This window comes from Symbiopectobacterium sp. RP, assembly GCF_050472005.1.
Classification (GTDB): Bacteria; Pseudomonadota; Gammaproteobacteria; order Enterobacterales; family Enterobacteriaceae; genus Symbiopectobacterium.
This window is the reverse complement of sequence record NZ_JBGOGS010000001.1, coordinates 2,518,146-2,533,629: the sequence shown is the minus strand read 5'-3', so window position 1 is coordinate 2,533,629 and position 15,484 is coordinate 2,518,146. Positions and strand designations below refer to the sequence as shown.

The 15,484-nt window shown below is 50.6% G+C and carries 11 protein-coding genes and 3 pseudogenes; 7 read left to right on the top strand and 7 right to left on the bottom strand.

The features are described 5' to 3' along the window. The first annotated feature begins 1 nt into the window (after nucleotide 1). Together ACD630_RS16755 and ACD630_RS16750 are read left to right on the top strand one after the other, a co-directional pair. Nucleotides 2-223, top strand: coding sequence for a hypothetical protein (locus ACD630_RS16755; RefSeq protein WP_430359724.1), 222 nt, complete (start codon nucleotides 2-4; stop codon nucleotides 221-223). Nucleotides 224-307: 84 nt separating this feature from the next. Then, a pseudogene (locus ACD630_RS16750) lies at nucleotides 308-1,321 on the top strand (IS5 family transposase). Between the two features lie 333 nt (nucleotides 1,322-1,654). Here ACD630_RS16750 and ACD630_RS16745 read toward each other — a convergent pair. Both ACD630_RS16745 and ACD630_RS16740 read right to left on the bottom strand, forming a co-directional pair. Then, complete coding sequence (locus ACD630_RS16745; protein ID WP_430359723.1) at nucleotides 1,655-2,695, bottom strand: IS481 family transposase; 1,041 nt, start codon at nucleotides 2,693-2,695, stop codon at nucleotides 1,655-1,657. A 122-nt stretch (nucleotides 2,696-2,817) separates the two neighbouring features. Further along, nucleotides 2,818-3,630, bottom strand: a pseudogene (locus ACD630_RS16740) (IS630 family transposase); the annotation flags it as partial. Between the two features lie 885 nt (nucleotides 3,631-4,515). Between ACD630_RS16740 and ACD630_RS16735 the strand changes: the two are divergent. From ACD630_RS16735 to clpA, 4 genes are all read left to right on the top strand, one after another. Beyond that, nucleotides 4,516-5,241, top strand: a complete 726-nt coding sequence (locus ACD630_RS16735) for an IS630 family transposase (RefSeq protein ID WP_430359722.1) — start codon at nucleotides 4,516-4,518, stop codon at nucleotides 5,239-5,241. Between the two features lie 225 nt (nucleotides 5,242-5,466). Continuing rightward, a complete protein-coding gene (locus ACD630_RS16730; RefSeq protein ID WP_430359721.1) occupies nucleotides 5,467-5,658 on the top strand; it encodes a hypothetical protein in 192 nt (63 codons plus the stop codon). A gap of 97 nt (nucleotides 5,659-5,755) precedes the next feature. Next, on the top strand, nucleotides 5,756-6,073 hold the full coding sequence (gene clpS / locus ACD630_RS16725; protein ID WP_430359720.1) for an ATP-dependent Clp protease adapter ClpS: 318 nt from the start codon (nucleotides 5,756-5,758) through the stop codon (nucleotides 6,071-6,073). 30 nt (nucleotides 6,074-6,103) lie between these two features. Beyond that, nucleotides 6,104-8,392 carry an ATP-dependent Clp protease ATP-binding subunit ClpA gene (gene clpA, locus ACD630_RS16720; protein ID WP_430359719.1) on the top strand — a complete coding sequence of 763 codons (2,289 nt, stop codon included), beginning with the start codon at nucleotides 6,104-6,106 and terminating at the stop codon, nucleotides 8,390-8,392. A 159-nt stretch (nucleotides 8,393-8,551) separates the two neighbouring features. On the opposite strand, the gene infA is transcribed toward clpA, so the two are convergent. From infA to trxB, 5 genes and pseudogenes are all read right to left on the bottom strand, one after another. Continuing rightward, the gene (gene infA, locus ACD630_RS16715; RefSeq protein ID WP_002211347.1) at nucleotides 8,552-8,770 is read right to left on the bottom strand and encodes a translation initiation factor IF-1; all 219 of its coding nucleotides are present in this window, start codon (nucleotides 8,768-8,770) and stop codon (nucleotides 8,552-8,554) included. 128 nt (nucleotides 8,771-8,898) lie between these two features. Further along, nucleotides 8,899-9,609, bottom strand: a pseudogene (aat, locus tag ACD630_RS16710) (leucyl/phenylalanyl-tRNA--protein transferase). Next, complete coding sequence (gene cydC / locus ACD630_RS16705; protein ID WP_430360107.1) at nucleotides 9,609-11,351, bottom strand: heme ABC transporter ATP-binding protein/permease CydC; 1,743 nt, start codon at nucleotides 11,349-11,351, stop codon at nucleotides 9,609-9,611. The pseudogene aat and the gene cydC overlap by 1 nt, the downstream one beginning before the upstream one ends. 19 nt (nucleotides 11,352-11,370) lie before the next feature. Further along, entirely contained in the window at nucleotides 11,371-13,134 is a 1,764-nt protein-coding gene (gene cydD / locus ACD630_RS16700; protein WP_430359718.1) for a heme ABC transporter permease/ATP-binding protein CydD, read from the bottom strand. Between the two features lie 236 nt (nucleotides 13,135-13,370). After that, nucleotides 13,371-14,330, bottom strand: a complete 960-nt coding sequence (gene trxB / locus ACD630_RS16695) for a thioredoxin-disulfide reductase (RefSeq protein WP_430359717.1) — start codon at nucleotides 14,328-14,330, stop codon at nucleotides 13,371-13,373. 547 nt (nucleotides 14,331-14,877) lie between these two features. On the opposite strand from trxB, the gene lrp reads away from it, so the two are divergent. Then, nucleotides 14,878-15,372 (top strand): leucine-responsive transcriptional regulator Lrp, encoded by a 495-nt coding sequence (gene lrp / locus ACD630_RS16690; protein ID WP_430359716.1) that lies wholly within the window; start codon nucleotides 14,878-14,880, stop codon nucleotides 15,370-15,372. Nucleotides 15,373-15,484 lie beyond the last annotated feature (112 nt).

The window sequence follows — 15,484 nt, the reverse complement described above, 5'->3', positions numbered from 1 at the left end:
CATGGCACGTGTGCTGGTATGGCGGCTGCAACGCGCTGAAGGAGACGACAATGCGGCAGCCCGTCAGTTAATTTGCCGATTATCCGGACGACAACAAAAACGAGGGCGTAAAGAAAGCGCCCCAGCGCTGCTTGCCGGACTATCCATCCTGCTAAATACCTCGACGTTATTAGCAGACTTATACCCCGGAAGAACTTGCCCACTTAGCTATGGTGGTTTTTAACCCTTTATGGGCTTTGTTGAATAAATAGAACTTTTGGGTAATCATCGGAGCAGATCAACACAGTTGTTTCAAAATCAGCTCTCCATGGCAAAACAAAATTTTAAAATCACCAACTGGCCCTCTAACAAGGCCCTCAAGCAGCGCTGTTCTCTAACCGTATGGCTAGATGAATCAGCCATTGCTGCATGGACGGAAAAAACACTACTGAACGGCGTGGACGACCGCTCCACTACTCAGATATGGCCATCATCACAGTCCTGATGATGAAACGCATGTTTGGCCTTTCATTGAGGGCTTTACAGGGCTTTTGTGACTCGATTTTTAAACTGATTAAATTGTCTCTGCATTGTCCAGACTATTCGCTGCTCAGCAAGCGAGCAAAGACAGTGAACATCAGCATAAAAACGCCAACCTCTGGTGAAATCTCACATCTGGTCATTGATGGAACCGGCCTGAAGGTCTTTGGCGAAGGCGAATGGAAAGTCCGGCAGCATGGTGCCGACAGACGCAGGGTATGGCGTAAGCTGCACCTGGCAGTAGACAGTGTGACGCATGAGATTATCTGTGCGGATTTGTCGCTCAGTGGTACGACTGATGCCCAAGCTCTACCGGCGCTGATAAACCAGAACCACCGGAAAATCAGAGAGGCATCGGCTGACGGCGCTTACGATACAGTTTACTGCTATAGCTAAACGACTTAAAAATGATTACATCCAATATCCTGATATGTGGCAAAAAAATACAGCTAATTGTTATCAAAATAATGTCGCTTGGCTATATGATGCTCTGCTGAGGAAGAAAATAAGGCCGCTTATCCCGCCACGAAGGGGGGCGCAATATTGGCAAGATCGCTACCACGAGCGTAACCACGCTGTTGCAAATCAGCGCATTAGCGGTAGTAACGCTATCTGGAAAAAGAAAGTGGGCTATCACCGGCGCTCAGTGACTGAAACGGCCATGTTCCGGTTCAAAAGGCTTCTGGGTGGTCATCTAAGTCTGAGAGACTACGATGGTCAGGTGGGTGAAGCCATGGTCATGGTCAAAGCGCTTAACCTGATCACGCTATTAGGAATGCCGAACAGTATTCGCATCACGTAACAATCGACCCGTATGGGGCGCAGTCGTTACAAGTTCTGATTTATTCAACAAAGCCCCCTTTATGATGTGTAGATATCTATGCAAGGTTGGCAGGCGGGTACGCACGCCAGAATTGGTGTAATTTGACCATCATTGTGGTCAGATAAATGCGTTGCGAAATCGCAAGCTCGTCATAGAGTTGGTGTGCACAGGCATAAAAATCATTGAGCTGCGCTAACTCGCAAATATTACTCGCCAGAAAAATCAGTTCTGCTTGTGCAGCAAACGTGCATAGCTTAATGCTGATATGTACTATCTGACAGTTACCGATTATTTATACAGGTGTCTGTCAGATTACATCTGGTTCAGATTCTTTTCTGCCCAGATCCGTTTTCCATCGAGTAAAGTGACCATCGGCGTACGCCCGCAGCACATTTTTCCCTGATGAGTTCGCTCAGTATTGTAATGCCACAACCAGTTGTCCAGATCTACCTGCAGGCTTTCCAGGTCTCCATATAACTTCTTGCCGAACGTAACCTGATAAAAATCCTGCAAAATGGTTTTATGGAAGCGCTCGCAGATGCCGTTCGTCTGCGGAGACATCGCCTTCGTTTTCGTATGCTCGATATCGTTGATAGCCAGATAAAGCTGATAATCATGCTGCTCCACTTTACCACAGTACTCCGTACCCCTGTCGGTCAGTATTCTCAGCACCGGCAGTCCCTGAGCCTCGTAGAACGGGAGTACGCGATCATTGAGCAGGTCGGCGGCGGTGAGCGGTGTTTTATTCGTATACAGCTTGCAGTGTGCCACTTTCGAGTACGTATCCACGAACGTCTGCTGATAGATACGGCCCATCCCCTTCAGATTGCCCACGTAGAAGGTGTCCTGCGAGCCCAGATACCCGGGATGTGCCGTCTCGATTTCACCGCAGGTCTCATCATCGTGCGCCTTCTTCTCCAGGGCTGCGATTTGAGCGTCGGTAAGGACAATGCCTTCTCTGGCGACCTTTTCCTCAAGCGCCTTCAGGCGTTTACGGAAGTTCTCCAGGTCGTGTCGTTGCCAGATGGAGCGCACGCCGCTGCCGGAGATAAACACGCCTTTTTTACACAGCTCATTACTGGTCCGGTGCTGCCCATGGGGCGGGAACTCAATAGCATAATCAACAACCGCGCGTTCAGTGGCTTCGTCGGCGCGGTTCTTCAGGTTCGGAACCCGGCGGTTCTGGTTAACCAGCGCATCAATGCCGCCTTCAGCAACCAGTTCCTGATAACGGTAAAATGTATCGCGTGACACGCCCATGCTCTTGCAGGCTTTTGATACGTTACCGAGTTCTTCGGCGAGATTGAGCAGGCCGGCTTTGTGTTTGATAATGGGATTGTTAGTATGAAGCATGAGAGTTACCTCGCGTTTTGTTTAAGGATTAGACACCCATATCAAAACCGGTAACTCTCAACCTTTCAAGGTCCAGTGTCAGATCTAGTCGCGACTAATACATATGATATACCCAATAAACCTCAAGATGCAGGTTTGAGCACCTGAAAACAGTCGTGAATTCTGGACGTCAGCGAGTCCGCTATTTCTGGTAGCGTATTGGTGAAAAAATTGAATATTGCATCCCGAAAATCGCGGGTGTTTTCAAAATAGCGATTATTCCGTGTATGCTCATTCATCACTTTCCACAGGCGTTCTATCGCGTTCAGATTCGGACTGTAAGGCGGTAAATAGTGAAGCTCTATGTTCACGACAAAGGCCCAATCCTTAATCAATTGGGTTCGGTGATAACCCTCACCGTCCAGTATTACATGGATTCTCTGTCGGTAATCAGGGTAACGTTTGCGTATCTCAATGAAAAAACGAGCAATGTTGTAGTCATTAATTTTTTTGTAATCGTGAATAACCGTACCGCCGATATCGCTCAGATTCAGCGCACCCAGTATATTCAGACGGGTTCGACTTCCCGTTGTTTTAACTGACTTTTTATGCCCTTTTCGTATCCATCCATAACTGAGCTTTGTGGCTTGTGTCGGATGAACCGCATCGATAAACAGAATCGGCTTATTGCCGGCTGTTTTCTTTAAATTCTCATAATATTCAATGAAATGCTTCTGATTTTCTTCACTGAATTTATGGGGTACGCCCGCCGGTTTTTTGTAGGAGAAACCATGACGGTGCAACCACTTGTTCATGCCGGGAATACTGAATCGGATAGCCCAGCGATGTTCGACATAAGCCACGATGTCGTGGGTATGATGGAAGAGATGTTGAGATAACTAGCTGATTAAGAGCGCAGTCTTTTCAGTACAAAGCCGAGTTGCAGACCCACCGTTACCGAGGTGGCTCTGTCTGGCCTACCGTCTGCTCGCACGCGTATGTTGAGTAACGTTGTGATTTCATTTTCGGTCAATTTGCTACAGCAGGCCTCAAGGTGTTTAGCCTCTGCACACGTTTTGTAGAATGCTCCTAGCGCACCATAGTGAGGTTTTTCCGCTAACGCCTTGTGCATGCTATTTATCGATATCAGGGCATTGCAAATTGTCCGATTGGTAACTCTGAAATTGTCATAGTCATTGGTTGGAAGGTAGGTAGCAATTTTTTGGATCATTTCAACCGGTAATCTGTCGATATTGACGATGTGGTGGGTCAATGCCGAGAATCTCGATAAACACGGCGATGCTGACATAGTAAGGTCTTCATACTGCTTGCAAACGCGGTTCCCCTCGGCGCTAACATCTCGCATAGGCAACAGAACTCCTCTACCACAGATTATTCAGAGGTAGCTACTCTACGTGAAAGCGGTAACACTCCCTTTCATAAAGTAGGCGTTACTCTCCGCGCGTGCGCGCTTCCGTGCGCAAACAGACTGAATTGAGACGTATTTTCATTCACAAAGATGAAAATTGCGCTACATCAAATTTACCTGAAGTTGCATGTAAAAAGCCTTTTTAAGTGAAGGGGAAGTCACTACGCTTCAAAATAAGCATTATATAGCTAAACGACTTAATTTTGATTGCATTATTTAAATGGGCTATTCAATTGATTTTAGACGTAAAGTGATATCTACACGGGAAGAAGGAGGGTTGAGTATCCGAGAAACAGCGAAGCAATTTCGGATTGGCCCTGCCTCTGTATAGCCAAGCGACATTATTTTGATAACAATTAGCTGTATTTTTTGCCACATATCAGGGTATTGGCTGTAATCATTTTTAAGTCGGTTGGCTATATCGCGTTGTATTAATCAAATAGCGTCAAAAGCATCGACCACGCGTCAGCGAAAGATCGATAAATCCGAGTTGATAAAAGGTGTTGAACCATATCCAGATGCTTACCAAAAAGAACGTGCAGAGCGTTTTGGTGTTTGTCAGAAGGCCATTTGGCAAGCTCTTAAAAAGCTGGGATTGACCTATAAAAAAACGCTACGTCATCCGAAAGCCGACGAAAGCGCCCGGCAAGCATTTCAACAAAAAAAACAACAGTATGAAAAAGAAGGTAACCCTATTGTTTTTATTGATGAAAGTGGTTTTCCAGACGATACCACACAGACTCACGACTATTCCCCAAAAGGTCAACGGTGTTTTGCCCTGAAGAACGGGGGAGCCAAGGGAAGAACAAATGTTATCGGCGCCTTATTAGGCACAACGCTGTTTGTTATCGGATTATTTGATATCAATATTAACAGCGATGTTTTCTATTCCTGGGTCACACAAGTCCTTATCCCAGTACTCCCTAAAAACAGGGTAATCGTGATGGACAGTGCAACTTTTCACAAAAAACATAATATTCAACAAGTCATCATCGATGCAGGGTATATGGTGGAGTATTTGCCTACATATTCGCCAGATCTTAACCCCATTGAGCATAAGTGGGCACAAGCAAAAAAAGAGAGAGTGGTTGCGATACAGAGATTTTGTTCTCAGTCCATATGGTGTAATCAAAATTAAGTCGCTTTGTTGTATTTGGTCGATATGAATGCGAATTGATTAAAACCCCGTCAATTCACCTGTACACTCTATAGCCAACCGACTTAAAAATGATTACAGCCAATACCCTGATATGTGGCAAAAAATACAGCTAATTGTTATCAAAATAATGTCGCTTGGCTATAGTGAAATCGAAAAGAGCGTCAAGCCATCCCACTGAGGCAGCACAGAGCAGTTTGTCAAAGTTTGATGCAGGTAACGCAATTGATGATTTTCATGCAGGGTTGTTGCTTCAATACGTGTGCTGTTACCGATGACATCACCGGACGATTTCTTGCTTCTTGGCAACACAGCGCGCGTGCAGGTGATAAAATAAAGAGTAAATGGCTGATGTGGGACACTCAGCTTGGTGTCGCATTAATGAAGATGGATGAATAATGAGTAACCGCAGTGTGGGGATTGAAAATAGGTGGGGGCAGGCTACCCAGGTTGGTGGGGGCAAGCTACCTAGGTTGATGCAACGTCGGAGATTTGTATGGAGAGCCGTCCTTGGACGCATTCTGACAGCGTTCTGCTGGAAAAACAGCAGCAAAAACTGCAACCGCCATCGATGTATAACGTGATTTTAAACAATGATGATTACACCCCGATGGAATTTGTTATTGACGTTCTGCAAAAGTTCTTTTCTTATGATATTGAACGCGCAACGCAACTTATGCTGACGGTTCACTACGAAGGGAAGGCTGTCTGTGGTGTTTTCAGTGCCGATGTGGCTGAAACCAAGACGGTGCAAGTGAATCGCTATGCAAGGGAAAATGAGCACCCGTTGCTCTGTACGCTGCAAAGGGCCTGATATCAGGTAATTTATTGTGGGGAGGCGCCTATGCTTAATCAAGAACTGGAACTCAGTCTCAACATGGCTTTCGCCAGAGCGCGTGAGCGCCGCCACGAGTTTATGACCGTGGAGCATTTGCTACTGGCGTTGCTCAGCAACCCGGCAGCGCGCGAAGCGTTGGAAGCATGCTCGGTGGATTTGGCTGCACTGCGCCAGGAGCTGGAAACGTTCATCGAACAGACCACCCCGACGTTACTGAAAAATAATGAAGAACGTGAAACGCAACCGACGCTGAGTTTTCAGCGCGTGTTGCAACGTGCCGTGTTCCACGTTCAGTCTTCTGTCCGCAGTGAAGTCTCTGGTGCCAACGTGCTGGTGGCTATCTTCAGCGAGCAGGAATCGCAGGCGGCTTATCTGCTGCGTGAGCATGATGTGAGTCGGCTTGATGTGGTGAACTTCATCTCCCACGGCACGCGTAAAGAAGAGCCTGGTCAGGCACCAAGCTCGGAAAACCCTGTTAACGAAGAGCAGGTAGGTGGGGAGGATCGCATGGAAAACTTCACCACTAACCTCAATCAATTGGCTCGCGTTGGCGGTATCGATCCCCTGATTGGGCGTGAGAAAGAGCTGGAGCGCACCATTCAGGTGCTGTGCCGTCGGCGTAAAAACAATCCGCTGCTGGTCGGCGAATCTGGCGTAGGGAAAACAGCCATTGCGGAAGGTCTGGCCTGGCGCATTGTTCAAGGCGATGTGCCGGAAGTGATGGCCGGTTGCACGCTCTATTCTCTTGATATCGGTTCGCTGCTGGCGGGTACCAAGTATCGTGGCGATTTTGAAAAACGTTTCAAAGCGCTGCTCAAGCAACTGGAACAGGATCAAAGCAGTATCCTGTTTATTGATGAAATCCACACCATTATCGGCGCGGGAGCGGCTTCCGGTGGACAGGTCGATGCGACTAATTTGATTAAACCGCTACTCTCCAGCGGCAAGATTCGGGTTATCGGTTCTACCACGTACCAAGAATTCAGCACTATCTTTGAAAAAGACCGTGCTTTGGCGCGCCGTTTTCAAAAAATCGATATTACTGAGCCAAGCGTCGAAGAGACCGTACAAATCATTAATGGACTCAAACCGAAATATGAAGCTCACCATGATGTGCGTTACACGGCTAAAGCCGTGCGTGCTGCTGTTGAACTGTCGGTCAAATACATCAACGATCGCCACCTGCCGGATAAAGCTATCGATGTGATCGATGAGGCTGGCGCACGCAGTCGTTTGCTGCCGGTCAGCAAACGCAAAAAAACGGTGAACGTTTCAGATATTGAATCGGTGGTGGCGCGCATTGCCCGTATCCCCGAGAAGACCGTTTCAGCCAGCGATCGTGATGTGCTGAAAAACCTGAGCGACCGCTTGAAGATGCTGGTGTTCGGTCAGGATAAAGCCATTGAAGCGCTGAGTGAGGCTATCAAGATGAGCCGAGCCGGTTTGGGCAGTGAACGCAAGCCTGTCGGTTCTTTCCTGTTTGCCGGGCCGACCGGGGTTGGGAAAACGGAAGTCACCGTGCAACTGGCGAAAGCGATGGACATTGAGCTTCTGCGCTTTGATATGTCGGAATACATGGAGCGCCACACGGTGAGCCGCCTGATCGGTGCGCCTCCCGGCTACGTTGGTTTCGATCAGGGGGGATTACTGACTGACGCGGTGATCAAACATCCACATTCGGTGTTGCTGCTCGATGAAATTGAAAAAGCGCATCCGGATGTCTTTAACTTGCTGTTGCAGGTGATGGATAACGGTACGCTGACCGACAATAACGGTCGCAAGGCGGATTTCCGTAACGTAATTGTCGTCATGACCACCAATGAAGGCGTGCAAGAAACCCAGCGCAAATCGATTGGCCTGATTCAGCAGGACAACAGCAGCGATGCGATGGAAGAGATTAAAAAGATCTTCACGCCGGAATTCCGCAACCGCTTGGATGGCATCATCTGGTTTAACCATCTGTCAACGCAGATCATTCAGCAGGTGGTGGATAAGTTCGTCGTGGAACTGCAAGCGCAGTTGGACGCCAAGGGCGTGTCGTTGGAAGTCAGCGAAGATGCGCGTAACTGGCTGGCGAATAAAGGCTATGACAAGACGATGGGCGCGCGGCCAATGGTGCGTGTGATTCAGGAAAACCTCAAAAAACCATTGGCAAACGAACTGCTGTTTGGCTCGTTGGTGAATGGCGGCTCCGTGAAGGTGGAGCTGGATAGCGCGACGAAAGCACTAACTTACAGCTTCCACAGTGCGCAAAAGCTGAAGGGTCTGTACACTGAGTGTGTCATTGAGCAGTGAAAGAAAAGCAGTGCGAAAGCACTGCTTTTTTTGTCTTGGTTGTGGCGAGTACCGCCACGCGCAATCTGTATCAAAAGCAAAAGCCCTTACCTGAATAGGGAAGGGCACATAAGGCGGGTACATCCTCAGGTGTGGCTATGCTACCGACAGGTGAACCGATTAACGGCTACGGAAGACAATGCGGCCTTTACTCAGGTCGTACGGGGTCAGCTCTACAGTGACTTTGTCACCCGTCAGGATGCGGATATAGTTTTTACGCATTTTACCGGAGATATGAGCGGTAACCACGTGTCCGTTTTCCAACTCAACGCGGAACATGGTGTTAGGCAGTGTATCAAGCACGGTGCCTTGCATTTCAATATTGTCTTCTTTGGCCATCGAATCCTCTAGGGTTAACTACCTTAACTTTTTTAACGGGCACGATAATGCCGAAAAACCGGCATTATGTAAAGGAGCGTTGATGACCTCAGCAGCAACTTTCGGATAAGAAGGGCGTATGAGCACGCTTATCTTTCTCCAACAGGTGCCAGTGGCAGTGCTTGTGGCTGCCAACTGGATGCCGCGAGAGGAGCATCCTGCAATGCGCGTAGTGCCGTAAGATACGTCTCGCGTGACGCTTCGGTGGCACCGAGAGACGCCGTGTAAGCGTTTAGCACCTGGCAATCGAACTGCCCGCCACAACGCACAAAATGCGTGACAAGGGCAACCAGCGCGCATTTAGACGCGTTATCTCGGTTGCTGAACATTGACTCGCCGCAAAACAGCTTTCCTTGCGCAATGCCATACAGCCCACCCACCAATTCATCTTGGTGCCAGACTTCGATGGAATGTGCGTGCCCCTGCTCATGCAGCGTGCAGTAAGCGGCAATCATCTCTGGACTGATCTAGGTTCCTTCCTGACGCGCGTGTGCACAGGCGTGTATCACGACGCTGAACAAAGAGTTAAGCGTGATGTGAAAAGGCTGCTTGCGCATGAACTTGTGCAGGCTACGGCTGATGTGGAGTCCTTCAGGATGCAATATGGCGCGTGGATCGGGAGACCACCACAGAATAGGATCGCCGGGAGAGTACCAGGGAAAAATGCCACCTCGATATGCCGCCAGCAATCGGTTTGGCGAAAGGTCTCCGCCAAAGGCCAATAAACCGTTGAGATCAGTCAACGCCTTCTCCACCGGAGGAAAACGCGTGGTATTGGATGAAAGTTGAAATAGCTGCATCATGCCTGCCGGATGGCGTGTTGATGAAACTGCCAATAGCGGCCGCGTGCTACCAGCAGATCGGCGTGGTGCCCCTGCTCAACCAGACGACCATTATCCAGTACGCAAATACGATCCAGATACGCCAGATCGTGCAGGCGATGGGTAATGATGATAACCGTTTTGCCGTGGGTGTTTTCACGCAGTAGATGCAGAATTTTTTGCTCGGTATCGGCATCCAATCCTTCGGTCGGTTCATCCAACAGCACCAAGGGAGCAGAATGGAGTAGGGCGCGAGCCAATCCAAGGCGGCGCTGTTCCCCGCCTGAGAGTTGGCGTCCGCCTTCACCGATCCAGGCATTAAGGCCCTCTGGCGTTTCCAGTAAATTACCTAGTCCTACCTGTTCCAACTGTTGGCTCAGTTGGGCATCGCTGGCTTGCGGTGCGGCCAGTAGCAAGTTGTCGCGCAGCGTCGTGCTAAAAATATGTATCCGCTGCGGCACCACGCTCATCATGTCACGTAGTGCCGGTTCACTCCACTGTGCGAGTGGCAGAGCGTTCAGGGTAATGCTTCCTGCATCGCAGTCCCAGGCGCGGGTCAGTAATTGCAATAGCGTTGACTTGCCACACCCGGTACGTCCCAGCAGCGCAATGTGTTCGCCCGGCGCGATATCCAGCGTAATGTCCTGCAATACCGGTAGCGGTTGGCCCGGATAAGTGAAGCTTACCTGCTGTAGTGATAGAGTTGCCGTGGTGATTAAGGTTGCGGAGGGGGCTGGCGTTGTGAAAAGCACCGCAGGTTGCTGACGCAGAATCTGGTCAACGCGCGTGGCTGATGCGATCACCTGACCCAGGTGTTGAAACGCACCGGTAACCGGACCTAATGCTTCAAACGCAGCCAGTGCGGCAAATACAAACAGAGCAATCAACTCTCCCGGTTGCGTATCACCGCCAATTCCCGCCGCTGCCAGCCAGAGAATGGCGGTAACGGTAACACCGGTGCAGAGCAGCATCAGTGCCTGCGACAGGCCCGTCAGGCGCGCCTGACGCTGTTGCTGTGTCAGCCAGGCCTGTTCTGTGTCGGTGAGCTGGCGGCAAAAGGCGGTCTGCGCGCCAAACAGGCTCAATTCGGCTTGCCCTTGTAGCCAGGTAGTTAACTGCGTGCGATAACGCGAGCGCAGCAGCGTGAGATGGGTGCCAATCGGTTTGCCCGCACGGTAGAACACCGGCGGGAGCAAAGCTAACAACAGCAACATAATGGTGCCGAGGGTCAATGCCAGTGAGGCGTCAAGCCAGCTAAGCCCGTAAGTCACCACCAGGATCACCACCAGCGCGCTGAGCAATGGAGATATCACGCGCAAGTAAAGGTGATCGAGCGTATCAACATCGGCAACCAGACGGTTGAGTAAATCGGCCTGACGAAACCGGGCTAACCCCCCTGGTGAAAGTGGGAGCGTGCGTGAAAAGGTAAACACTCGCAGGTGTTGCAGCACGCGGAAGGTCGCGTCATGGCTCACCAGACGCTCGGCATAACGCCCTGCGGTACGTAGGATCGCCGCACCGCGCACACCCGCCGCAGGCAGCATATAGTTGAAGGTCATCAATCCGGCAAGGCCTGCCAGTGATGCCCCTGCCAGAAACCAGCAGGAGAGCGTCAACAGCCCAATACTTGCCAATAATGTGACAATGGCGAGTACTATGCCAATGCTCAGCCGCCAACTGTGGCGACGATACAGCAGGAGAAAGGCTTTCAGTACCTGCAACGGACTATTCTGCGACATATTAGTAAGCTCCCTGACGCTGTGCCAGAAGATCGGCAAACGGGCCTGACTGCTGACGTAGCGTGTCATAGTCACCCTGCTGCACCAATTGTCCTTTTTCCATCACCCATACGCTATCGTAATAGCGAGTGTCATCAAGGCGATGCGTCACCAGCAGCGTGGTTTGCTGACGTGCGGCGTTTCCCAAGGCGTGCATCACGCGCTGTTCACTGTGGGAATCCAGGCTGGCCGTTGGTTCATCCAGAAGGAGCAACTGCGAGTGCTTTAACAATGCCCGCGCAACGGCAACGCGTTGTGCCTGTCCGACAGAGAGTCGCGCTGCGCCATCACCCACGACAGTATCAAGACCCTGCGGCAACAAGGGCAGAAACTCGTGCACGTAAGCGCGTTCCACCGCGTGTTGCAACGTGTCCTCACTGGCCTGTGGGTTCCCCAATAGAATATTGCTGCGCAACGTTTCTTCTGGTAAATACGGATTTTGTCCTAACCAACTGATGTTTTTACGCCATGCAGTCGCATCCAGCGCATGCTGTTCCTGCCCGTTGATACATAACGAACCACGATAGGGCAAAAAACCGAGCAGTACGTTAAGCAACGAACTTTTCCCAGCACCGCTCACGCCGACCAGCGCCACCCGCTGTCCCGGTTCGAGCGTAAAGGTCAGAGGCTCGGTTAGCGCACCACCAGTGGGCGATAGCACAACCAGTTGGTGAGCCTGAATGGTCATCGTCTCAGCGTCAAAAGGCTGAGTGCCGAGACCGACCTCTTCCGCTTCAGCGGTAAGAAAGCTCACCAGCGATTCCGCGGCGCCTACGGCCTGCGCTTTCGCGTGATAAAATGTGCCTAGATCGCGCAACGGTTGAAAAAACTCGGGGGCGAGAATCAAGACCAGAAAGCCGGCAAACAGGGTGACGTCGGTGCCATAATGGCCGAAATCCAGCTCGCCAAGGTAAGAAAAGCCAAAATACACCGCGACGATCGCGATGGAGATAGACGCAAAAAACTCCAATACGCCGGAAGAAAGAAACGCCATACGCAACACTTCCATGGTGCGACCGCGAAAATCCTCCGATGCCCGACGAATGTCATCCACTTCGGCAGCCCCGCGGTGGAACAGTCGCAACGTTTCCATGCCGCGCAACCGATCGAGGAAATGGCCGCTCAGGCGTGCCAGTGCCAGAAAATTGCGGCGGTTGGCATCTGCGGCCCCCATGCCGACCAGCGCCATAAACAACGGGATCAGCGGGGCGGTAACCAGCAAGATGAGTGCCGCCGCCCAGTTGATGGGAAACACAGCGGCCAGAATCAGCAGAGGAATCAAGGCTGCAAGATACATTTGTGGCAGATAGCGCGCATAGTAATCCTGCATATCTTCGACTTGCTCTAAAATAAGCGTCGCCCAACTGCCGGCTGGTTTTCCCTGCACCCAGGCGGGCCCCAAGCGCTGTAATTTTTCCAGTACCTGATGGCGAATGTGTTGCCGTACTGCCTCGCCACAGCGAAAGCCCACCTGCTCGCGCAGTAAGTGCGTGAGCGCGCGCGCGGCAAACAAGCCAATAAGCAGCATGAACTCGCTGAGAAGTGTCTGACGAGGTACGTGCTCAATAATCAAGGCGTGCAACAATGTTGCCAATACCCACGCCTGTGCCACGATCAGAAGACCGCTTACCGCCCCAAGTAATAAAGAGAGGCGGAGCCAGCGTTGTGCCAGTTTGCTCTGTTGTTTTAGCCAGAGAGCAAGTTGTTGCTGTCGAGTCTGTTTCATAGAGTACCGGGCTGCGCTATAGAAAGGGGAATACCCAAAAAGCCAACATTTATGTAACTGTTATATAACAAAAAGCAGGCGGGTATTCAGCGTGGCCTCATGTTAGCGCGCTAAAGTGCAGGTGCAAACCAAAAGGAGGGAGAAAATGCGGGGAGAGATCAATTTTCCCAAAAGGGAGCCAAAAGAATCCCCTTATTCAGGTGGTACGATCTGAATAAGGGGAAAAGGGCAGAATATTATCGGGTAGCGAGGCCATCCAAATAGCGCTCTGCATCCAACGCGGCCATGCAACCGGTGCCCGCCGAGGTAATGGCCTGACGGTAGATGTGATCCATCACGTCGCCTGCGGCAAACACACCAAGGATGCTGGTCTGTGTAGCGTTGCCGTGGATGCCGGATTGTACCTTGATATAGCCGTTTTCCAGCGCCAGTTGACCGTCAAAAATGGCAGTGTTTGGGCTGTGGCCGATGGCGATAAATACGCCAGCCAGCGCCAGTTCTTCACTCTCATCCGTGCGGGTGTTACGAATACGAACGCCGGTCACGCCCATGTCATCGCCCAGCACCTCGTCCAGCGTGCGATCGGTGTGCAACACAATATTGCCGTTTTGCATTTTGTCCATCAGACGGTCGAGCAGGATTTTCTCTGCGCGAAAGCTGTCACGACGGTGGATTAAGTGAACTTGCTGAGCAATGTTAGACAGGTAAAGTGCTTCTTCCACCGCGGTATTGCCGCCACCGACTACGGCGACGCGTTGGTTGCGATAAAAGAATCCGTCACACGTGGCGCAGGCAGACACGCCTTTACCTTTAAAGGCTTCTTCAGAAGGCAGACCGATGTAGCGTGCGGAGGCACCGGTCGCCACGATCAGGGCATCACAGGTGTATTCTTCGCTGTCGCCAAACAGACGAAACGGGCGTTGTTGCAAATCAACGCGCTGGATGTGATCGAAAATGATCTCGGTGTTGAACTTTTCAGCATGAGCGTGCATGCGGTCCATCAGCAATGGCCCGGTAAGCCCTTCCGCGTCGCCCGGCCAGTTTTCCACTTCTGTCGTGGTTGTCAGCTGCCCGCCTTTTTCCATGCCAGTGATCAACACCGGATGCAGGTTAGCGCGCGCGGCGTACACAGCAGCGGTATAGCCCGCTGGGCCAGAACCTAAAATCAATAGGTTGTTGTGCTTGACGGTACCCATGTGTTCCTCTTTTTTGCAACGGTCTACTTAACACCGATTGTAAGGAAATTACCGGTCTAAAAAAAGTAGGCAGCAAAATTGTTACCTATTTGTTTAATCGGTTGTGCCGATAACCCATACAATTCACTGATAAGACAGCGTCATTTATTAGCGAAATGATTGAAAATGCTCTTACCGAGCGCACAGTAGGGTTTTATTTGGCAGTTTCTTCTGATTTTTATTGTTTTGCTTTGACAATCGGCTACCGTTTTGCGAAAACATCTAAGGAAGAGGAAACTATTTGTATGTGAATGGTTGAAAGCTCGGTTTTTCTTTATGTTGTCGCTTTTACCGTGCGACCGCTGATGGTGCGTTTATAACAGGACAGACAGGGTGTTATGCACGCAGGGGGGACATTGCGGTGCGCCGCGGCGGTGAAAGGAGAGTGACGTAAAGCGACCCTTGATATATAAAATAGACAGCGCGTCTTCTTTTAGGGCTGCTCTGATACATTGATGTGGGTCGGAGTGTAGCAAGGGCAAGGATGTAGTGAAGAGAGACAATAAGAATGGTAGACACGAAAAAACGACCGGGAAAAGATCTTGATCGCATCGATCGCAATATCCTGAATGAATTACAAAAAGACGGCCGAATCTCTAACGTTGAACTTTCCAAACGCGTAGGGCTTTCTCCTACACCGTGTCTGGAACGCGTGCGCCGCCTGGAGCGTCAGGGCTTTATCAATGGCTATACCGCATTGCTGAACCCGCATTACCTCGATGCTTCACTGCTGGTGTTTGTTGAGATCACGCTAAACCGCGGTGCGCCTGATGTTTTTGAGCAGTTCAACACTGCTGTGCAAAAATTGGAAGAAATTCAGGAGTGCCATCTGGTCTCCGGGGATTTCGACTATTTGCTGAAAACACGCGTGCCGGATATGTCCGCATACCGTAAGCTGCTGGGTGAAACATTGCTACGCTTGCCGAGTGTGAACGATACCCGTACCTACGTGGTGATGGAAGAAGTAAAACAGAGCAATCGTCTGGTGATCAGAACGCGCTAAACGCAGGGGTGCAAAGCCCGCTAATTTCAGCTACACTCCTGTGAATATATACAGTCACAGCGCCGAGTTTGCCTCGGCGTTTTGTCATGAACATGAACAGGACCCCTGGAGA